General features: G+C 61.8%; 18 protein-coding genes. 10 read left to right on the top strand and 8 right to left on the bottom strand.

From position 1 onward, the window contains the following. Positions 1-173 precede the first annotated feature (173 nt). On the top strand, positions 174-1,067 hold the full coding sequence (locus FHT93_RS32230; RefSeq protein WP_183851170.1) for a helix-turn-helix domain-containing protein: 894 nt from the start codon (positions 174-176) through the stop codon (positions 1,065-1,067). A 27-nt stretch (positions 1,068-1,094) separates the two neighbouring features. Here the strand turns inward: FHT93_RS32230 and FHT93_RS32225 are convergent, their stop codons facing one another. From FHT93_RS32225 to FHT93_RS32205, 5 genes are all read right to left on the bottom strand, one after another. Beyond that, positions 1,095-2,729: an FGGY-family carbohydrate kinase gene (locus tag FHT93_RS32225; RefSeq protein ID WP_183851169.1), complete on the bottom strand. Its 1,635-nt coding sequence runs from the start codon at positions 2,727-2,729 to the stop codon at positions 1,095-1,097. 63 nt (positions 2,730-2,792) lie between these two features. Continuing rightward, positions 2,793-3,521 carry an SDR family oxidoreductase gene (locus FHT93_RS32220; protein WP_112542079.1) on the bottom strand — a complete coding sequence of 243 codons (729 nt, stop codon included), beginning with the start codon at positions 3,519-3,521 and terminating at the stop codon, positions 2,793-2,795. Positions 3,522-3,545: 24 nt separating this feature from the next. After that, a complete protein-coding gene (locus tag FHT93_RS32215; protein WP_018115385.1) occupies positions 3,546-4,805 on the bottom strand; it encodes an ABC transporter permease in 1,260 nt (419 codons plus the stop codon). After that, positions 4,802-5,623 (bottom strand): ATP-binding cassette domain-containing protein, encoded by an 822-nt coding sequence (locus FHT93_RS32210; RefSeq protein ID WP_018115386.1) that lies wholly within the window; start codon positions 5,621-5,623, stop codon positions 4,802-4,804. Before FHT93_RS32210 ends, FHT93_RS32215 begins: the two co-directional genes overlap by 4 nt. Positions 5,624-5,691: 68 nt before the next feature. After that, the gene (locus FHT93_RS32205; RefSeq protein WP_183851168.1) at positions 5,692-6,738 is read right to left on the bottom strand and encodes a sugar ABC transporter substrate-binding protein; all 1,047 of its coding nucleotides are present in this window, start codon (positions 6,736-6,738) and stop codon (positions 5,692-5,694) included. Between the two features lie 268 nt (positions 6,739-7,006). On the opposite strand from FHT93_RS32205, the gene FHT93_RS32200 reads away from it, so the two are divergent. Then, on the top strand, positions 7,007-8,032 hold the full coding sequence (locus FHT93_RS32200; protein WP_018115388.1) for a LacI family DNA-binding transcriptional regulator: 1,026 nt from the start codon (positions 7,007-7,009) through the stop codon (positions 8,030-8,032). Positions 8,033-8,263: 231 nt separating this feature from the next. Here FHT93_RS32200 and hutC (FHT93_RS32195) read toward each other — a convergent pair whose 3' ends face one another. Together hutC (FHT93_RS32195) and FHT93_RS32190 are read right to left on the bottom strand one after the other, a co-directional pair. Then, positions 8,264-8,989 (bottom strand): histidine utilization repressor, encoded by a 726-nt coding sequence (hutC, locus tag FHT93_RS32195; RefSeq protein WP_112969753.1) that lies wholly within the window; start codon positions 8,987-8,989, stop codon positions 8,264-8,266. Between the two features lie 57 nt (positions 8,990-9,046). After that, positions 9,047-10,393: a formimidoylglutamate deiminase gene (locus FHT93_RS32190; RefSeq protein ID WP_183851167.1), complete on the bottom strand. Its 1,347-nt coding sequence runs from the start codon at positions 10,391-10,393 to the stop codon at positions 9,047-9,049. Positions 10,394-10,517: 124 nt separating this feature from the next. Here FHT93_RS32190 and hutI point away from each other — a divergent pair, with 124 nt between their 5' ends. The 5 genes from hutI to FHT93_RS32165 are packed head-to-tail and all read left to right on the top strand — an operon-like array spanning position 10,518 to position 16,405. Beyond that, a complete protein-coding gene (hutI, locus tag FHT93_RS32185; protein WP_113211050.1) occupies positions 10,518-11,777 on the top strand; it encodes an imidazolonepropionase in 1,260 nt (419 codons plus the stop codon). Further along, complete coding sequence (hutH, locus tag FHT93_RS32180; protein WP_183851166.1) at positions 11,774-13,309, top strand: histidine ammonia-lyase; 1,536 nt, start codon at positions 11,774-11,776, stop codon at positions 13,307-13,309. Before hutI ends, hutH begins: the two co-directional genes overlap by 4 nt. 1 nt (position 13,310) lies before the next feature. Continuing rightward, on the top strand, positions 13,311-14,111 hold the full coding sequence (gene hutG / locus FHT93_RS32175; protein ID WP_183851165.1) for an N-formylglutamate deformylase: 801 nt from the start codon (positions 13,311-13,313) through the stop codon (positions 14,109-14,111). Positions 14,112-14,128: 17 nt separating this feature from the next. Then, on the top strand, positions 14,129-15,817 hold the full coding sequence (gene hutU / locus FHT93_RS32170) for a urocanate hydratase (protein WP_113013785.1): 1,689 nt from the start codon (positions 14,129-14,131) through the stop codon (positions 15,815-15,817). Between the two features lie 3 nt (positions 15,818-15,820). Then, positions 15,821-16,405: a HutD family protein gene (locus FHT93_RS32165; protein WP_183851164.1), complete on the top strand. Its 585-nt coding sequence runs from the start codon at positions 15,821-15,823 to the stop codon at positions 16,403-16,405. 50 nt (positions 16,406-16,455) lie between these two features. On the opposite strand, the gene hutC (FHT93_RS32160) is transcribed toward FHT93_RS32165, so the two are convergent. Then, entirely contained in the window at positions 16,456-17,211 is a 756-nt protein-coding gene (hutC, locus tag FHT93_RS32160; RefSeq protein WP_183851163.1) for a histidine utilization repressor, read from the bottom strand. Positions 17,212-17,387: 176 nt separating this feature from the next. Between hutC (FHT93_RS32160) and FHT93_RS32155 the strand changes: the two genes are divergently transcribed. From FHT93_RS32155 to FHT93_RS32145, 3 genes are all read left to right on the top strand, one after another. Continuing rightward, entirely contained in the window at positions 17,388-18,230 is an 843-nt protein-coding gene (locus tag FHT93_RS32155; protein ID WP_113013788.1) for a transporter substrate-binding domain-containing protein, read from the top strand. Positions 18,231-18,335: 105 nt separating this feature from the next. After that, positions 18,336-19,061 carry an ABC transporter permease subunit gene (locus tag FHT93_RS32150; protein WP_018115398.1) on the top strand — a complete coding sequence of 242 codons (726 nt, stop codon included), beginning with the start codon at positions 18,336-18,338 and terminating at the stop codon, positions 19,059-19,061. A 10-nt stretch (positions 19,062-19,071) separates the two neighbouring features. Then, on the top strand, positions 19,072-19,776 hold the full coding sequence (locus FHT93_RS32145) for an ABC transporter permease subunit (RefSeq protein WP_018115399.1): 705 nt from the start codon (positions 19,072-19,074) through the stop codon (positions 19,774-19,776). The last annotated feature ends 24 nt before the right edge of the window (positions 19,777-19,800 follow it).

The following is a 19,800-nucleotide window of genomic DNA, read 5'->3' as shown; positions in this document are numbered from 1 at the left end:
TCTTTCACGGGAAGTTCCTCACCCTGCTGCCTGAATTTCAGGCTCTCCTCGCAATCCAGTAGGAACCAATCCGCCACGAAATAGAATGGATATTTCTGGCAGTCTATTGTACTTTTTCCGAGAATTTGCCGGGCAAGAACGGCAGCACTACCGTTTTCAGTTTCGAGGCAGACATGGCCGAAAGATCGCTTGATACGCCAGCTCTGTCTGTCATCGCGGCGGCGATTGCCGCCGGTCTCGGTAGCCAGACCTGGAGCCTGGGCACCCGTGACAGCCGCGCCTCCTACAGGGCCTTCTTCGTCTCCCGCGGCAAGGCGACATTGTTCATCGACGGGCAGGAGGAACTCGGGCTTGCAGCACCGGCATTGCTCTGGCTGCCCCGACGGATTGCGGGCAGATTCGTCCTTGCTGCCGGCGGTGAAGGGGCGATGCTGCTGGCCGCCGAAAATGTCGTCCACAGGACGGTCGGCGACAGTCCGGCTGCCGTCCAGCTGCACGACATGATCGAGCGAATCGTCGTCGCTCAAGGCGAAAACCTTGCCGGGCCTGCAGCCGACATCGGTCGCGCCTTCGCGGTGATGACCGAGGAAGGACAGCATCTTCTACCGGGAGGAACTGCCATCGTAAGCGCCTATCTCTCCGTCGTGCTATTGCGGCTCTGGCGAGCCTCCGGAGCTTCCTTGCCGACGACGTCTGGCACCGGGGCAATGACGCTGCAGCGGTTCCGGCAGATCGTCGAACTGCGCTATCGCGAGCAGCCGGCGATTACCGATATCGCTCGCACCATGGGCATCACCTATGACCATCTGCATCGCGTCTGTATCGCGGGCGTCGGGAAAAGCCCCTTGGAACTGATCCACGAAAGGTTGATCGCCGAGGCGAAACTGCGGCTTGGGCAATCGCAGCAGTCGGTCGAGCAGATCGGCTTCGGGCTCGGTTTTCGCGATCCCGGCTATTTCAGCCGCTTCTTCAAGAGCCGTGTCGGCGAGCCGCCAGGCGCCTACCGGCGCAAGATCGCCGCGCAGTCGGAGAAAGACCTCGTCCCGTCCTTTGCCGCCTGGCCGTGAGATACGCGCGACTGGGACGACGGCCGTTCAGAATTTCCGCAACTCACGCGTCAGCGTCTGGAACTGCCTGAAACCCTCATAACGCTTTGCGTGACGATCAGCGATCGCACCTTGCCCCGGCTCATAGGTCTTCTCAACGGCCGAGAGTTTCGTCATCGCCGCGCGCATATCGGAAAACAGACCGCCCGCGACGGCGCCGAGGATCGCCGCGCCCAGAAGGACAGGTTCCTCGGCCTTCGTCGCGATCACCGGCTTGCCGCTCGCATCGGCAAGCATCTGACGGACGAAATCATGCTGGCCGGCGCCGCCGCTGATCACGACGTTCTCGATGGTAACGCCGGCATCGGCCTGGGTGTTGATGATCTGTCTCAGGCCATAGCCTATGCCGCAAAGACCGGCGATGTAGAGTGCGACCAGACTGTCGATATCCCTCTCCATGTCGAGGCCGGCGATCACGGCGCGGGCATGCGGATCGGCAAAGGGTGCGCGATTGCCGAGGAATTCGGGAACGACATGCAGGCCTGCGACAAGCTCGACAGCATCGGAGGAGCGCCCTGCCTTCCGCACCGCCATATCCGCCAACAGGGCCGGCAGCGGAACACCCGCACGTTTCGAAAGCTCTCGCGCCTCGCTGGCAGCCGGATGGAAAGAGAGCAACTGATCGATGGCCGCGCCTGCCGCACTCTGGCCGCCCTCGTTCAACCACATGCCCGGCACCATGGCCGAAAAATAGGGACCCCAAACGCCCGGAACGAAGGCCGGCTGCGATGTCGATGTCATGGTGCAGGACGAGGTGCCGAAGACGTAGCCGAGATTGGCCTGCGGGCCGGCGCCGATCCCGACTGTTCCGATACCGCCGGCATGCGCATCGATGAGACCGGCGGCAACCGCAGTTCCCGGCAGGAGACCAAGTTCACCGGCCGCAGCCGCGGTCAGTCCCTGACCGAGTGCCGAACCCGGCTCGACGATCGATTGCCCAATACGGGTAAAACCTTCGTCGGCCAGTACGCCGAGGCCGATCTGGTGGAAATAGGAGGCATCCCAACGTTTCTCGTGGGCGAGATAGGTCCACTTGCACGTGACCGTGCAGGTCGAGCGCGACAGGTCGCCGGTTGCCCGCCAGGTCAGGAAATCAGCGAGATCGAAGAACTGCCAGGCGGCATCGAAAACCTGCGGCCGGTTTTCCTTCAGCCAAAGCAGTTTCGGTGTTTCCATCTCGGGCGAGATACGTCCGCCGACATAACGCAGGACGTCATGACCGAGCGCGTTGATGCGCTCCGCCTGCGGAACGGCGCGATGATCCATCCAGACAATGATGTCCCGGTTCGGATCTTCCGAAGGACCGACGGGCAGTGGTCCGCCATTCTTGCCGAGCACGACCAGCGAGCAGGTCGCGTCGAAACCCAGGCCGGCAACCGAAGCCGGATCGACACCACTTGTCGCCACGATCTCGCGAACGGCGGCGCAGACCGCTGCCCAAATTTCGGTGCTCGATTGCTCGACGATCGAACCGGTCTCGTGGAAGAGCGTGATATCCCGCTTGGCGGATGCAAGCATCCGCCCATCAAGGTCGAACAGGCCCGCACGGGCGCTGCCGGTGCCGACATCGACGCCGATAACATGTTTGGCACCCGCTGGTGGCGTGCGTGAAGTGTCGCTCATGATCTCTCGTTTCAAATCGGCAGTTTCAGGTTCTAGAGCAATCCGGAACCGGACCTGTCAACCTCAGAGGTCGACACTGTTCGGCAGGATCACCAGATCGCGGACGGTGACATTGCGCGGCCGCGATAGCATGAAGAGCACGGCCTCGGCCACTTCCTTCGGCTGCATCAGGCTGCCGTTGGCGAGCGCCTCTTCCATCTTGGCTTTCGGCCAGTCATCCAACAGCGCGGTGACGACCGGTCCCGGCAATACGGCGCCGACGCGCACGCCATGCTGTGCGACCTGGCGGCGGGTCGAATGGACGAAGGCCTGAACGGCAAATTTCGAGGCCGTATAGATCGGCTCCCAGACCACCGGCACGACGCCGGCGATCGAGCTTGTAAACAGGATATCGCCGGTCTTCTGCTCGATCATGTGCGGCAGCACGGCGTGGACCGAGCGGAAGGCAGCATTGATATTGAGGTTGAGCATCCGGTCCCAGGCATCCGGATCGCCTTCGGCGACCGGCCCGCCGATATAGGCGCCGGCATTGGCGTGGAAGATATCAAGCCGGCCGGCGGCTTCCAGGATGCGCGGCAACATGCCGGAGACCTGCGGGCCGTCGAGAAGATCGACGACGAGCGGCAGGGCGCCCTTACCGATCTCCTTGCACAGAGACTCGAGCTTGTCCTTGGCACGGTCGATGAGCACGACGGTTGCACCTTCGGCATGAAGCGTGCGGGCGCATTCCAGGCCAATGCCCGATGCCGCGCCGGTAATGGCGGCAACCTTGCCTTTCATGAGATCAGTCACGTGAATACTCCTTGAGAATGCGGGTCAGGCGCGGCCGTGGCTGACACGGGACCGGCGGGCAAGCGAATCGACGATGACGGCGATGGCAAGAACAGCACCTGTTATCATGTAGCGCAGCGACGAGCTGAGATTGAGCAGCGTCAGCCCGTTGGAAATCGCCTGGATGACAATAATGCCGAGCAGAGCCGAATAGGCGCTGCCGCGCCCGCCGAACAGGCTGGTGCCGCCGATGACCGCCGCCGCAATGGCGTTCAGGTTCACATCGCCGGTGCCGGCCTGCTGGCTGGAAGAGGCAAGTCGCGAGGCCGACAGGATGCCGCCGATCGTGGCAAGCGTCGAGCAAAGCACGAAAGCGCTGAGATAGATGCGACGCACGTTGATGCCGGCGCGGCGTGCCGCTTCGCGATTGCCGCCGACGGCAAACATCGAGCGTCCCCATTTTGTGCGCGTCAGCGCGTAGTTGAGGATGACGGCGATGGCGACGAAGAGACCGAACATCCACGGCACGCCACGGCCGAGATTGAGATAATAGACGGCAAATTCCAGCGCGGCAGTGAGCACGATCGCCTTGATCGCGAGAGCGCCAACCGGTGGCGAGGAGAGATTCGAGGCCTGGCGCTGGCGGCGCTTTCGCATTTCATTGACGACAAGGACCACGCCCGGCAGCAGGGCAAGCACGTAGGACAGCCAGTCCGGCATGACGAGGATCTGGCCGAAACGGACGAGCGGCGAGGCGTAAGGCAGATTGATGCTGCCGGTTGGTCCGAGGATATAAAGCTGCATACCGAGCAGCGCGAGCAGGCCGGCCAGTGTGGCGACGAAGCTCGGCATGCCGAGCCTGTTGTAGAGAACAGCGTAGAGCGCGCCGACGATAATGCCGGCAACGATCGCGACCAGGATCGCCAGGGGAATCGGCCAGCCCATGTTGACCCAAAGCACGCCGAGGATGGCAGAGGAAAGACCGCTCATCGAACCGACGGAGAGATCGATTTCTCCGAGCATCAGCACGCAGACGATGCCGAGCGAGATCACGCCGACGGTGGCGCAGTCGAACAGCAGATTGACGAGATTGTTCGGCGCCAGAAACACCGGATTGAGCAGTGAGAAGACCGTCGAGATGACGATCAGGCCGACAAAAACCGGCAGCATGCCGAGATCGCCCGAGCGGACGCGGTCGAAGAAGGCCTTGACCATGCCCGTAATGTTGTCGTCGTGGCGGACGCGCTCGTCGCTGCGGTCAAGGGTAGCCGGCTGGCGGATAGTCTCTGACATCTTCTGGCTCATGCGGGCCTCCCGCTGGTTTCATGGGCAGCACCCGTCTTGCGCTCGATGCGCCGGGAGACGGCGTTTTCGGTGGCGCCGGTGATGGCGGCGACGAGTTCCTGATTGGAAGAATCCGGCGTGAAGACGCCATTGTTGCGCCCAAGGCGCAGCACGACGATGCGGTCCGCCACGGCGCGCACGTCTTCCATATTATGGCTGATGATGATGACGCCGAGGCCGCGCTCGCGGACGCGCTCGATCAGGTTCAGCACCTCCGCAGTCTGGGCGACGCCGAGAGCTGCGGTCGGCTCGTCCAGCATGATGATCTTCGGATCGAGCAACAGCGAACGCGCAATGGCAACCGTCTGGCGCTGGCCGCCGGAAAGCGAGGCGATCGGCTCGCGCACCGAGGGGATGCGGGCGGCAAGTTCCCGGAGCAACGTCCAGGCTCGCACTTCCATGGCCACCTCATCGAGGCCCCAGGGAGAGATTTCATGGCCGAGGAAAAGATTGGCGACGACGTCGAGGTTTTCGCAGAGCGCGAGATCCTGGAAGACAGTGGCAATGCCGAGTTCCAGCGCCTTGCCGGGGCTGTCGAGCGTGACGTTCTGGCCGCAGAACTCGATCGTTCCGGACGACGGCTGGTGCACGCCCGCCAGGACCTTGATCAGGGTCGACTTGCCGGCACCATTGTCACCGACCAGCGCCACGACCTCGCCGGCCTTCACGTCCAGTTCGATATCGGTCAGCGCCGACACGGCGCCGAAATTTTTGGAAATATTGCTCAACCGGAGGATCGTCTGACCCTTCTCCGGCATATCCTTCAGATCCCTGCTCATGGGGCAGTCCTTCTTGCCATAGGGGCATCCGGCCGCGACGGGCGCGGCCGGAGTTCACTCAACCGCGTTTAGTTGGTAATGCCAAGCTTCTTGCAGCCTTCGGCATATTCACCGGTGCAGATCTGCTCGTGCGTCTGGATCTTCTTGTCGAAGATTTCTGCCTTGATGTTCTCTGCCGTCACGACGGCAGGGATGAACAGCTGAGACGGCGTATTGTAAAGCGTCGTCTTGGCCTCGGGCTTTTCACCCTTGATCATCTGCACCGCAACATTGGCAGCGGCTGCCGCGACGATTTCCGATGGCTTGGAAATCGTGTTGTACTGGTCGCCAGAAATGACCAGCTGAAGCGCTGCAATCGTCGCGTCATTGCCGGTGACCGGGGGAACCGGCTTGACACCGGCGGCCTTGAAGGCCGCAATCGCGCCACCGGCCGTGCCGTCATTGGCGGCGACCACGCCCTTGATGTCGGCGCCAAAGCGGGTGATCTGGCCGGCAGCCCATTCCTGTGCCTTCGGCGGCGCCCATTCCGGCGTGTCATATTCGGCAAGCGTCTTGTACGCCGATTCCTTCAGACCGCGATGGATACCATCCCGGATCAGGCCTGCGGCCGCATCGGTCGGCGAGCCGTTGATTTCGAGCACGCCCGCGCCATCGGCAACGCCGGCAGCCTTCAGGTGTTCGACGAGCGATTTGGCGATGGCATAGCCGATGCCTTCATTGTCGAAGGAGACGTAATAGTCAGCCGGCTTGTCCGGAATCGGGCGGTCATAAGCGATGACCTTGACGTCCTGCGACTGGGCGATCTCGACGAGACCAGCGGCGGCGGCAGAATCGACGGGGTCGAGCACGACGACCTTGGCGCCCTGGGCTATCACCGAGTTGAACTGCTGCTGCTGCAGCGAGGCGTCGGCGTTGGCGTTCTGATAGATGACCGTGCACTTCGGGCACAGCTTTTCCATCTCAGCCTTGAAGCCGGGGAAATCGTGCTGCTCATAACGTGTGGATGCCTGGTCAGGCATCAGGAAAGCGACGGTCGCAGCTTCCTGAGCTGAAGCCGCACCGGCAAGCCCCATGAAAACTGTCACGGATGCCATGAGCAAATTGCGATAATTCATTTTCTCCTCCTTGGTGTGATCGAAAGCCAGGACCAGGCATTGCTGGAAGTCACTGCGGTTTGCCCGCTCGCCGCTCTCGCCGCCATAAAACCGGCGAGCAAAGCGCCCCTGCAAAAGGACAGCCTCTCCGCAGCCCTTAGAAATACCTCCCTGTACCGGCCGATTAACCGGTTTGTATCATCGATTGCGCAAGCTTGCTCAATCGATGAAGCAAGAATTGCCACTTCCGCAGATTGATGTCAAGTTACCGTCAAACGGAGAAGGCATTTTGAATCAGGTGAAGCAGACGAAGAGGACGACGATCTATGATCTGGCGGAGCTTGCCGGCACATCGGCCAGCGCCGTCAGCGCCGTGCTCAATGGCAACTGGAAGAAGCGCAGGATCAGCAGCCAGCTTGCCGAAAAGATCATCCGGATCGCCGAGGAGCAGGGGTATGCGCTGAACATGCAGGCAAGCCTGCTGAGGCGCGAAAAATCCCATATCATCGGCATGATCGTGCCTAAATACGACAACCGCTATTTCGGATCGATCGTCGAGCTCTTCGAGGACATGGCGCGTGCACGCGGCCTTTTTCCGATCATCACCTGTACACGCCGCGACCCGCAGCTGGAGGTCGAGGCGGCACGTACGATGCTCTCCTACCAGGTCGAATGCCTGATCGCGACGGGCGCGACCGATCCCGACCGGATCACTGAAATGTGTGCGGCGGCCGGCGTGCGCAGCTTCAACCTCGACCTTCCAGGCGCGCTTGCCCCTTCGGTCATCTCGGACAATTTCGCCGGCGCGCGGGAACTGACACGCCGGATCCTGAAAAACAGTGAGCAAAGGCTCGGCAGGATGGAGCCGCTGCTCTTCATTGGCGGGCGCGGCAGCGACCACAACACGGCCGAGCGCATCCGCGGCTTTCGCGCTGCGCATGAAGATCTCGGTGTCGCCGTGCACGAGGAGAATATCCTCGCCTGCGGTTATGCCCCTGAAAAGGCCGAAAAAGCGTTGGACGAGCGCGCGCTGCGCGGCAATGCCCTACCCAAAGGCATGTTCGTCAACTCGACGATCTCGCTCGAAGGCGTCATGCGCTGGATCCGCCGCTCAGGCCATCTCGACGACCGCAGCCTTGTGCTCGGCTGTTTCGACTGGGACCCTTTTGTGACTCTGCTCGGCAATGGCATCGAGATGGTGCGCCAGGACGTGCCGGGCATGTTGAACAAGGTTTTCGAGCTCATCGAATCCGGTGCCGACAAGCCTGTTGTCATCCAGGTGCCGCCGCTCATTCCGGAAGCGCAGGAAGCCTAGGCAGCGCTGTCCGCTGCGGGCCAGGCGACGATCCTGTCGGCGAGGTGCTGACAGAAATCCCCAACAATCCGTTGCTTTAAGGTAAGCGTCGACTTTCGCAATACCCTTGTTTTAGGGATGTTGACGCTGGGAAAGTCGCTCTCTATGGGAAGCCGTCGACCCAGTGCGGCGGCAAAAACAGGCGTCCGGTCATACGAGGTGACCGGACGCCTTTTCTGCGGGGAAACAGGCCTATTTCACCGCTTCGGGGGTGAAGCGCGCGTAGAGCGCGTGGCGATTTCCGGGATAGACGAAGCGCACATGCGTTACCGGCCCGGACTTGTTCCAGGTACGTCGTTCGATGACGAGGCAAGCAGTTGCCTCGGGGATGGAAAGCATGGCGCCTTCCTCTTGATCGACACCAACTGCAAATATCTTATGCTCCGCCGCACTCCACGGAACCAGGCTCAGAAGCCACGGGCCCGGGGCCGTTTCCTCGAAATCCTCGTCTGCTGCTTCCGGCACGGTTTGAAGATTGATCAACCGCTTTTCCAGGCAGAATGGCTTCGATCCGGCATAGTGCGTGCAGATGACTTCGATCAGGCTGGAATTTTGCTGGAGGTCCAGCATCTGGCGATCCTGAGACTGCGCCTTTCTGCGCACGCGTTTCGCGACCTTGTACGAATAGGCGAGATTGAGGGATTGAACCTCCGCCTTGATATCGTGGATCTCGAGCACCGCGGCCTGCGCTTGCGGCTGCATGACAAAGCTGCCGGATTTCTTGCGGCGTTCGATAAGACCGGCCTTCACCAGCTGGGTCAGGGCCTTGTTTACCGTCATGCGGGAGCAATCGTATTGCTTGGTCAGCTCCACTTCGAAGGGAATGCGGTAGCCAGGCGGCCATTCGCCCGAAACGATACGGCCCTCGATCTCACTGAGGATACGCTGGTGTAAGGTCGTTTCCTTGGGTTCATTCATCATTACGCTCCGGCTTCCCTCCCGCTGTAGCGCCTGGGAAGCGCGGAGGAAAGGTCGTCATGCTGCCAGGAGCTCGTTCATCGCCGCGATGAAGCGCCGGTCGATCAGGTCCCGACGCAGATGCCGGCCGTCTTCGACCTGCTTGCGGCCGAGCGCCCAGACGGTGTCGACTGCCACATCGCCGGCAAAGATCCACTGATCGAGAACCTGGCTTTCGGAAAGATAGGGAACCGCTCTCGTATCAAGCGATACGATGTCGGCATAGTTGCCTGCAGCAAGACCCGCCGGTGCCTTCAATGCCGCACCACCGCCGGCTAGCGCGTGTTCAAAGAGGGCCTGGCCGGTGGAGCCGCCAGTGGTGGCGATGACATTGCGGGCACGTAGCGCCAGACGCTCGGAATATTCGAGCTGGCGAAGTTCCGCGGCAATGGAAATGAGAATGTTGGAATCGGACCCGATGCCGAAGCGCCCGGCTTCGGACAAGAATAGCGGTGCCGAAAATGTCCCGTCGCCGAGATTGGCTTCGGTAATCGGGCAGAGGCCGGCAATGGCGCCGCTCCTTGCCGTCCGCCGTGTTTCGTCCGCCGTCATATGGGTTGCGTGGATGAGGCACCAGCGCAGATCAACCGGCGCATTGTCGAGCAGCCATTGGACAGGTCTTGCGCCGGACCAGGCGAGGCAATCCTCAACCTCCCTGACCTGCTCGGCGACATGAATATGGATGGGGCCGTCATCGGCGAGCGCAATGGCGACAGATAGTTCGTCCGGGGTGACGGCGCGCAGGCTGTGCGGCGCGACACCGATCTGCGAACCAGGGAGCCTTCCTGTGACCTGTCGGCAACCTTCCATCAGCCGCGCAAAACTCTCGCCGGAATTGATGAAGCGGCGCTGCCCTTCGATGGGCGCCGCACCGCCAAAGCCGGAATGGGCATAGAGAACCGGCAACAACGTCAATCCGATGCCGGTTTCGGCACTCGCCGCACCAATCCTTTCGGCCATTTCGGCGATATTCGTATAGGGGCTGCCATTCTTGTCGTGATGCAGATAGTGGAACTCGCCGACGCGGCAGAAGCCGGCTTCCAGCATTTCCATATAGAGTTTCGCCGCTACAGCTTCGACATGGTCTGGCGTCATCGAGAGCGCAAATTTGTACATGACGGTGCGCCAGCTCCAGAAACTGTCATTGGCCGGGCCGCGCACTTCCGCAAGCCCCGCCATCGCCCGCTGAAAGGCATGGCTGTGGAGGTTCGGCATTGCCGGCAGCAGGACAGCATGACGCTCGTCATCGGCGTCAGGCGCAACATCCATTTCGATTGCGGCAATGCGTCCGTCCGCAAGCGTCAGGCGCACATTCTTGCGCCAGCCTTCGGCCAACAAGGCAGCCGCCGCATGAAGTTTCGTCATGATCGCTCTCCCGTTTCGCAATTGACCGCTTCGCTTGCCTTTATGCGAAAGGCCATAAATTTCTACTTGTCACCCTTTTTATTATGTATATACATATTCAGCCATAAGGAAAGGCGTAAAGCTGATGAGTGGGAACAAATTTTCCGGATCGGGCCGCAATTCCAGCGCTCGCTCGTTATGGCGCAATGCGCGCCTTGCGACGCTGCGGGAGGATCTGCCGGGCCTTGGCATTATCGAAAAAGGCGCCGTCGTCTGTGAAGGCGGGCGCATCCTCTACGCAGGGCCGGAAGCCGAACTGCCGTCCTGGCTGATCGAGGCGGCCGACATTACCGATCTCGAAGGCCGCTGGGTCACGCCCGGCCTCGTCGACTGCCATACCCACATCGTCTATGGCGGCAACCGTGCGCGGGAATTCGAGATGCGGCTCGAAGGCGCGACCTATGAAGAGATCGCGCGCGCCGGCGGCGGCATCGTCTCCTCGGTGAAGGCAACCAATGCGCTGTCCGTCGAAGGCCTCGTCGAGGCCGCCCTGCCGCGGCTCGACACGCTGATCTCGGAAGGCGTGACCACCATCGAGGTCAAGTCCGGCTACGGGCTCAATATCGAGGCGGAACTGAAGATGCTGCGCGCCGCGCGCGCACTTGCAGACCATCGGCCGGTAAGGGTCATCACCTCCTATCTCGGCGCCCATGCAACACCCGTCGAATACAAGGGACGGAACCAGGATTACATTTCCGATGTCGTCCTGCCGGGCCTGGAGCGGGCACGTGCCGAAGGCCTCGTCGACGCCGTCGACGGTTTTTGCGAAGGCATCGCCTTCTCAGTCGACGAGATCGCGCGGGTCTTCGACAAGGCCCGTTCGCTCGGTATTCCCGTCAAGCTCCATGCCGAACAGCTCTCCAATCTCGGCGGCGCGAAACTCGCAGCCTCCTATGGTGCGCTTTCGGCCGATCATCTGGAATATCTGGATGAAGATGGGGCGCGGGCAATGGCGGCGGCCGGCACGGTTGCGGTTCTGCTCCCGGGTGCCTTCTACGCCATCAACGAGAAGCAGAAGCCGCCGGTTCAGGCCTTGAGGCAGGCCGGCGTGCACATCGCCATCGCCACGGACAGCAATCCCGGCACCTCACCTCTAACATCGCTGCTGCTCACCATGAACATGTCGGCGACGCTGTTCAGGCTGACGGTGGAGGAATGCATCGCCGGCGCAACCCGCGAGGGCGCCCGGGCACTCGGCCTGCTTAGCGAGACCGGCACGATCGAGGCCGGCAAGTCTGCTGATCTGGCGATCTGGGATATCGAAAGCCCCGCCGAGCTCGTCTACCGCATCGGCTTCAACCCACTTCACGCACATATTTTCAAGGGCCAGAGGATCGACCGATGACCATTACCCTCCATCCGGGCTCCGTCTCGCTGCAGGATCTCGCAACGATTTACTGGACCTGCGTCCCGGCAAAGCTTGACCCATCCTTCGACGTCGGCATCATCAAGGCGGCGAACCGCATCGCCGAGATCGCCGCCGGCAATGCGCCGGTCTACGGTATCAATACCGGCTTCGGCAAGCTCGCCTCGATCAAGATCGACAGCGCCGATGTGGCGACCCTGCAGCGCAACCTCATCCTGTCGCATTGCTGCGGTGTCGGTGAGCCACTGCCGGAAAATGTCGTGCGCCTGATCATGGCGCTGAAACTCGTTTCGCTCGGCCGCGGCGCTTCCGGCGTGCGGCTGGAACTGGTGCGCCTGATCGAAGCGATGATGGCTCGCGGCGTCATCCCTGTCATTCCGGAAAAGGGCTCGGTTGGCGCTTCCGGCGACCTTGCGCCGCTTGCCCATATGACGGCCGTGATGATGGGCCATGGCGAGGCGTTCTTCGGGGGCGAGAGGCTGCATGGCGCAACCGCGCTGCTCAAGGCCGGGCTGCATCCCATCGTGCTCGCCGCCAAGGAAGGCCTGGCGCTCATCAATGGCACGCAAACCTCGACGGCGCTCGCGCTCGCCGGTCTCTTCCGCGCCCACCGGGCGGCGCAATCGGCGCTAATTACCGGCGCCATGTCGACGGATGCCGCCATGGGTTCGTCCGCACCGTTCCATCCCGATATCCATACGCTGCGCGGCCATCGCGGCCAGATCGATACGGCTGCAGCACTTCGCGCTCTGCTTGAAAGCTCGCCGATCCGCCAGAGCCATATCGAAGGCGACGAGCGCGTGCAGGATCCCTACTGCATTCGCTGCCAGCCGCAGGTCGATGGCGCCTGCCTGGACCTCCTGCGCTCGGTTGCACGCACGCTGGAAATCGAGGCTAACGCAGTGACGGACAATCCGCTGGTGCTCTCGGATAATTCGGTCGTCTCCGGCGGCAATTTCCACGCCGAGCCCGTTGCCTTCGCCGCCGACCAGATCGCCCTTGCCGTCTGCGAGATCGGGGCGATCGCCCAGCGCCGCATCGCGCTGCTCGTCGATCCCGCGCTTTCGTACGGATTGCCGGCCTTCCTTGCCAAGAAGCCAGGGCTCAATTCCGGCCTGATGATCGCCGAAGTCACGTCCGCGGCGCTGATGAGCGAAAACAAGCAGATGTCGCATCCTGCCTCGGTCGATTCGACGCCGACCTCGGCTAATCAGGAAGACCACGTCTCCATGGCCTGCCACGGCGCACGCCGGCTTCTGCCGATGACGGACAATCTCTTTGCGATCATCGGCATCGAAGCGTTGACCGCAGCGCAAGGCGTCGAGCTTCGCGCGCCGCTTGCGACCAGCCCCGAACTGACGAAAGCAATCGCCGCGATCCGTAACGTCGTGCCCTCGCTCGAGGAGGATCGCTACATGGCAAATGACCTGAAGGCGGCCAGCATTCTCGTTGGCGGCGGCGCTCTCAACGCATCTGTTTCAAGCGGCATCCTGCCGGCTCTGGAGGTCTGACATGGCTGTTTTCGAGGTCAAGCAAGGCACGTCCCCCGTCATCCTCGGCTTTCCGCACACGGGCACCGATGTTCCCGCCGATATCTGGGAGCGCCTCAACGATACCGGCCGGCTGCTTGCCGATACCGACTGGCACATCCACCATCTCTATGACGGCCTGCTCGACAACCCGACCGTCGTGCGCGCCACCTTCCACCGCTATGTGCTGGACGCCAACCGCGATCCCGCCGGCACGAGCCTCTATCCCGGCCAGAACACGACCGGACTGATCCCCGAGACGGATTTCGACGGCAAGCCGATCTGGAAGACCGGGGCAGAACCAACCGAAGCCGATATCGCCGAACGACTGCGCACATACCATGCGCCCTACCATGCCGCCCTTGCGGCCGAGGTCGAGCGGGTGAAAGCCATTCACGGTGTCGTCGTGCTCTACGACTGCCATTCCATCCGCTCGCACATTCCCTTCCTCTTCGACGGGAAGCTGCCGGATTTCAATATCGGCACGGATATGGGCAAGACCTGCGATCCGGCAATCGAACAGGCGACCGTCGCCATTGCCGCGGCTGCGACGGGTTATGACAGCATTCTGAACGGCCGCTTCAAGGGTGGCTGGACGACCCGCCATTACGGCAGGCCGGAAACCGGCGTCCACGCCATCCAGATGGAGCTTGCCCAATCAACGCATCTGACAACCGAAGCATCGCCCTTCGTCTATGACGACGCCAAGGCTGACAAGCTGCGCATCCATCTCAAATCCATCCTGACGCGGATCGAAGAGATCGCGCTCGGTCTGAAACGCTAAAACAAGGGAACATCATCATGACCGTAAACCCGCGCCACAATATCCGCGACGTCCGCGCCCCACGCGGCGATCAGCTCAACGCCAAGAGCTGGATGACCGAAGCGCCGCTGCGCATGCTCATGAACAATCTCGACCCCGACGTCGCCGAAAACCCGCATGAGCTCGTCGTCTACGGCGGCATCGGCCGCGCCGCCCGCACCTGGGACGATTTCGACCGGATCACGGCAACGCTGAAGACGCTGAACGAAGACGAGACACTGCTCGTTCAGTCCGGCAAGCCGGTGGGCGTTTTCCGCACCCACAAGGATGCGCCGCGCGTCCTGATCGCCAATTCCAATCTCGTGCCGCACTGGGCGACCTGGGATCATTTCAACGAGCTCGACAAGAAAGGCCTTGCCATGTACGGCCAGATGACGGCCGGCTCGTGGATCTATATCGGCACGCAGGGCATCGTGCAGGGCACCTACGAAACCTTCGTCGAAGCCGGCCGCCAGCATTACGATGGCAACCTTAAGGGCAAGTGGATCCTGACCGGTGGCCTTGGCGGCATGGGCGGCGCCCAGCCTCTGGCAGCCGTCATGGCCGGTGCCTGCTGCCTTGCCGTCGAATGCGACGAGACCCGCATCGATTTCCGCCTGCGCACCCGCTATGTCGACGAAAAGGCCCATACGCTGGACGAGGCGCTGGAAAAGATCGAGCGCTGGACCAAGGCTGGTGAAGCCAAGTCGGTCGGCCTTGTCGGCAATGCCGCGGAAATCTTTCCGGAATTGGTGCGTCGCATGAAGGCCGGCGGCCCGCGCCCCGATATCGTCACCGACCAGACCTCGGCGCATGACCCGCGCAACGGCTACCTGCCGGTTGGCTGGACCGTTGCCGAAGCCAAGGCCAAGCGCGAGAGCGATCCGAAGGCGGTCGAAGCTGCAGCCCGCGCCTCGATGAAGGCCCATGTCGAGGCCATGGTCGCCTTCTGGGACGCTGGCGTTCCCACGCTCGACTACGGCAACAACATTCGCCAGGTCGCCAAGGACGAGGGTCTCGAAAACGCCTTCGCCTTCCCGGGCTTCGTGCCGGCCTATATCCGCCCGCTCTTCTGCCGCGGCATCGGCCCGTTCCGCTGGGCGGCCCTCTCGGGTGATCCCGAAGATATCTACAAGACCGATGCCAAGGTGAAGGAACTGCTGCCCGACAACAAGCACCTGCACAACTGGCTCGACATGGCCAGGGAGCGCATCGCCTTCCAGGGCCTGCCGGCACGCATCTGCTGGGTCGGCCTCGGCGACCGTCATCGCCTCGGCCTCGCCTTCAACGAGATGGTCAGGAACGGCGAGCTGAAGGCCCCTGTCGTCATCGGCCGCGACCACCTCGATTCCGGTTCCGTCGCCTCGCCGAACCGCGAAACAGAAGCGATGAAGGACGGCTCGGATGCCGTCTCCGACTGGCCGCTTCTGAACGCGCTGCTCAACACCGCGTCGGGCGCCACCTGGGTATCGCTGCATCACGGCGGCGGCGTCGGCATGGGCTTCTCGCAGCATTCCGGCATGGTCATTTGCGCTGACGGTACTGACGATGCGGCGCGCCGCCTCGGAAATGTTCTCTGGAACGATCCGGCGACCGGTGTCATGCGCCATGCGGATGCCGGCTACGACATCGCAATCGACTGCGCCAAGGAAAAGGGCCTGCGCCTGCCCGGCATCCTCGGGAACTGAGCCATGAAGATCCTGCGCTCTGCCGATCACAAGCGCATGCCGTGGAAGAACGGCGGCGGCGAAACGGTGGAAATCGCCATTTCGCCCCAGGGCGCAGGACTTGCCGATTTCGATTGGCGGGTCAGCATGGCGACGGTCGCCTCCGACGGCCCTTTCTCAATCTTTCCCGGGATCGACCGCACGCTGTCGATCCTGGAAGGTAATGGCATGCGGCTCCTGATCGAGGGGCGCGATCCGGTGGTCCTGACACGGGAAAGCGATCCGCTTGCCTTTGCTGCAGATATTGCGGTCTCGGCAACGCTGCCTGATGGAGCGATCACCGACCTGAATGTCATGACCCGACGCAGCACGTTCCGGCACGCTGTTGCGCGGATCGAGATCGATGGTGAGAAACGGGAGGAGTTTACGCGAGGGAGCTTCATGCTCTTCTGCGCCAGCGGAACCGTGACTGTTGGCGCAGGTCCGGAGAGGATCGAGCTTGGCGCCGGTGATGCGTTGTTATTCGAGGAAGGCAGAAGCGATGGGCTCAGCCTCGACGGCCGGGCGCTTTGCTACGCCATTTCAATCGGCCGGGCGGAAAAGCAATGACACCTTCCGGCAACAGGGCCCTTTCGCGACAGGTACCATATACAACTGGATCACTCCTCGAACATTTTGCCGCTACGCGTTTCCAGCCTGTAGCGATGTCCGGGATAGACGAGACGCGCGGTCGAAACCACCTGACGGGCCGACCAGGTGCGACGGCGAATGGCGAGGCACGGTTCGCTCTGCAGGATTGTCAGCAGCTTGCATTCCCAGGCGCGCGGTATCACAGCCTCGACGATATGCTCCGATGCACTGAGCGGCGCCGCCGTGGTCAGATAGGCATTGGGCGTCAGGGTCGAAAAGTCCTGCGCCAGATAGTCGGGCGCCGCTCCAGGATTGACGAAGCGGTCCTCGATCTGCACGGGCACGCCGTTCTCGCTGTGGACGATCAGCGAGTGAAAAGCCGGCGCGCCGATATCGAGTTCGAGCGCGTCGGCAACCTCCGGAGAAGCCGTCTCTTCGGCCAAAACGATGACTGTCGCCTCGTGTGTGTGGCCACGCTCAGCGATCTCGTCGGCGATATTGCGCACCTCGAAGAGCGCCGAATAGCCCTTGCGTTCCGCAACGAAGGAGCCGACGCCCTGGATGCGGAGGAGTTCGCCTTCGTTCGCCAGTTCCCGGAGCGCCCGGTTGGCGGTCATCTTGCTGACGCCGAGCTCCACCACCAGCTCGTTTTCGGAGGGAACCCGGTGGCGTGGCGGCCATTCGCCGCTGCGGATCCGGTCGAGAATGACCTGCTTGACGCCGGCATAAAGCGGGCCACCGTCATTTTCCGCCAGTTCACGCTTCATCTCGTTGGAACGCTTCATTGCCTATTCCCTTTGCACCGGTGGAATCTGCCTTCTAAATCGACTTTCCACTTGCATAACACAAAATATCTCATATGGTACCCTATACAACCTGCTGATCAAAAAATAGCAGGCAAGCCGGCGAAGATCGGCATTCATACCGCAAGGTCTGTCCAATCTCAGAGGAGATCACATCAATGAAGTTCAGCACGATTCTTCTTTCCTGCGCGATGACGGCAGCGGCCTTAGCGGCGCCTGCCTCTGCCAAGGACTGGACGAAGGCGACCATCACGCTCGAAGGCGCCTACGCTCCCTGGAACCTCACCAATGCCGACGGCACGCTCGGCGGCTTCGAACCGGAACTCGCCAAGGTTCTGTGCGAACGCGCCAAGATCGAGTGCACACTGGTAGCTTCCGACTGGGATGGCATGATCCCTGCGCTGAATGCCGGCAAGTTCGATGTCATCATGGACGCACTGTCGATTACCGAAGAGCGCAAGCAGGTCATCGATTTCACCGTTCCCTATGCAGCAACGCCAGCAGCCTTCGCGACCGCCAAGGATAGCCCGCTTGCGAATGCTGCCGGCACCGGCGCAATTATCAAGATGACACCTGGCCAGACCGGCGTGAAGGAAATCGACGCGCTCAAGGAAGTCTTCAAGGGCAAGACGATCGGTATTCAGGCTGCGACCGTCTATGCCAAGTTCGTCTATGACAATTTCGGCAGCATCGCCGAGATCCGCGAATACAAAACGGGCGCCGACCGCGACCTCGACCTGCAGAACGGCCGTATCGACCTTGGTTTCGACGACGCCGTCTATTTCGCTAATGCCTTTGCTTCCGCCAACGACACGCTCGCCTTCACCGGCCCTGAAATCGTAGGCTCGATCTGGGGCGAAGGCGAAGGCCTCGGCATCCGCAAGGCCGATACTGACCTGCGCGACAAGTTGAGCGAAGCGATCAAGTCCGCACTCGCCGATGGCACAGTCAAGAACCTCTCGATGAAATGGTTCAAGGTCGACGTCAGCCCGCAGAACTAAGCTTTCGACGCAAAGCCGCGTTCCGTGGTCTCCGCTTTCTGATCGGGGACCACGTGCTATTCTGACCGCCCGTCATTTTGACGACGACAGCGCTGGGGAAGGCCCATGGCGACACTCGAACTCATCGGATTCGGTTCAACCGGGTGGGGAGCGTTTTTGCTTCTCGGCCTGTTGCTGACATTAAGTGTCACCGCCACGGCGCTGGCCATCGGCGCCGTGCTCGGCGCGATCATCGCCGGGGCGAAGCTCTCCGGAAACTTCATCCTCGTCGCGATCGGCCATATCTACACAACCGTCTTCCGCGGTGTGCCTGAATTGCTAATCATCTACCTGATCTATTTCGGCGGCTCTACGGCGATCACCGCCATCGGCCAGTCCATGGGCTATGAGGGCTTCCTCGGCCTGCCGTCCTTTGCTGCCGGTGCGCTTGCCGTCGGCATCATCTCCGGCGCCTACCAGGCGGAAGTCTATCGCGGCGCCTATCTTGCCATTTCCAAGGGCGAGCTCGAGGCTGCCTCGGCAATCGGCATGCATCGCGGGTTACGCTTCCGCCGCATCGTCATTCCACAAGTCCTACGCTTTGCCATTCCCGGCCTTGGCAATGTCTGGCAGCTCAGCCTGAAGGATTCCGCGCTGATTTCCGTCACCGGCCTTGCCGAGCTGATGCGTTCGAGCCAGGTCGCGGCCGGTTCGACCCGACAATATTTCCTGTTCTACATTGTCGGCGGCGCTCTCTACCTGATCCTCACCAGCCTGTCGGACCGCGTCTTTAACGGCGCCGAGCGCAAGGCCAATCGCAGCATGCCGGCTTCGGCCATGGGCCAGGCTTAGGGAGGACCAAATGGATATCGCCTTCCTTTCCAGCACTATGGTCACGCTGCTCAAGGCTGTGCCGACGACGCTGATCCTGTTCTTCCTGTCGATCTTCTTCGGCGGGCTGCTCGCGCTCGTCATCGTTTCCATGCGTGTCAGCGGCAATCCGATCCTGTCAGGCTTCGCCAAGGGCTATATTTTCGTCTTCCGCGGCTCGCCGCTGTTGATCCAGATGTTCCTGGTCTTCTACGGTCTCGGCCAGTTCGGCGTCATCCGCTACTCCTTCCTCTGGCCCTTTCTGCGTGAGCCAATGGTCTGCGCGGTGCTGTCGCTCGCACTCTGCACCGCCGGCTATTCCGCCGAGATCTTCCGTGGCGGCATCCGCGCCGTCTCGCCGAAGGAAATCGAGGCGGCCCGCGCCATCGGCATGTCCGGCTTCCTGATGGTGCGCCGCATCCTGGCGCCGATCGCCTTCCGACATGCGCTGCCGGCCTATTCGACCGAAATCGTCCTGATGATGAAATCGACTGCACTTGCCAGCCTGGTGACGGTCTGGGAAGTGACGGGCGTGGCGCAGCGGCTGATCTCGCAGACCTACCGGACGATGGAAGTGTTCCTCTGCGCGGCCATCATCTACCTTGTTTTGAATTTCATCATCCTGCAGGCCATGGCCCTGCTGGAATATTGGCTTTCCCGTCATCGCCGCGCCATTCCGCCGGCCTTGAAGGCTTGAACCCGACTGAACGTGATTGGAGCT

Source organism: Rhizobium sp. BK379, from assembly GCF_014193955.1.
Classification (GTDB): Bacteria; Pseudomonadota; Alphaproteobacteria; order Rhizobiales; family Rhizobiaceae; genus Rhizobium.
This window is presented reverse-complemented; position numbering and strand designations above follow the sequence as displayed.

What these genes read in the sequence shown, in the direction of transcription:
- FHT93_RS32155 (WP_113013788.1), top strand. Translation starts at nt 17,388, where the DNA reads ATGAAGTTCAGCACGATTCTTCTTTCCTGCGCGATGACGGCAGCGGCC.
- hutH (WP_183851166.1), top strand. Translation starts at nt 11,774, where the DNA reads ATGACCATTACCCTCCATCCGGGCTCCGTCTCGCTGCAGGATCTCGCA.
- hutU (WP_113013785.1), top strand. Translation starts at nt 14,129, where the DNA reads ATGACCGTAAACCCGCGCCACAATATCCGCGACGTCCGCGCCCCACGC.
- hutI (WP_113211050.1), top strand. Translation starts at nt 10,518, where the DNA reads ATGAGTGGGAACAAATTTTCCGGATCGGGCCGCAATTCCAGCGCTCGC.
- FHT93_RS32230 (WP_183851170.1), top strand. Translation starts at nt 174, where the DNA reads ATGGCCGAAAGATCGCTTGATACGCCAGCTCTGTCTGTCATCGCGGCG.
- FHT93_RS32215 (WP_018115385.1), bottom strand. Translation starts at nt 4,805, where the DNA reads ATGAGCCAGAAGATGTCAGAGACTATCCGCCAGCCGGCTACCCTTGAC.
- hutG (WP_183851165.1), top strand. Translation starts at nt 13,311, where the DNA reads ATGGCTGTTTTCGAGGTCAAGCAAGGCACGTCCCCCGTCATCCTCGGC.
- FHT93_RS32165 (WP_183851164.1), top strand. Translation starts at nt 15,821, where the DNA reads ATGAAGATCCTGCGCTCTGCCGATCACAAGCGCATGCCGTGGAAGAAC.
- FHT93_RS32150 (WP_018115398.1), top strand. Translation starts at nt 18,336, where the DNA reads ATGGCGACACTCGAACTCATCGGATTCGGTTCAACCGGGTGGGGAGCG.
- FHT93_RS32210 (WP_018115386.1), bottom strand. Translation starts at nt 5,623, where the DNA reads ATGAGCAGGGATCTGAAGGATATGCCGGAGAAGGGTCAGACGATCCTC.
- FHT93_RS32205 (WP_183851168.1), bottom strand. Translation starts at nt 6,738, where the DNA reads ATGAATTATCGCAATTTGCTCATGGCATCCGTGACAGTTTTCATGGGG.
- FHT93_RS32145 (WP_018115399.1), top strand. Translation starts at nt 19,072, where the DNA reads ATGGATATCGCCTTCCTTTCCAGCACTATGGTCACGCTGCTCAAGGCT.
- hutC (WP_112969753.1), bottom strand. Translation starts at nt 8,989, where the DNA reads ATGAATGAACCCAAGGAAACGACCTTACACCAGCGTATCCTCAGTGAG.
- FHT93_RS32225 (WP_183851169.1), bottom strand. Translation starts at nt 2,729, where the DNA reads ATGAGCGACACTTCACGCACGCCACCAGCGGGTGCCAAACATGTTATC.
- FHT93_RS32190 (WP_183851167.1), bottom strand. Translation starts at nt 10,393, where the DNA reads ATGACGAAACTTCATGCGGCGGCTGCCTTGTTGGCCGAAGGCTGGCGC.
- hutC (WP_183851163.1), bottom strand. Translation starts at nt 17,211, where the DNA reads ATGAAGCGTTCCAACGAGATGAAGCGTGAACTGGCGGAAAATGACGGT.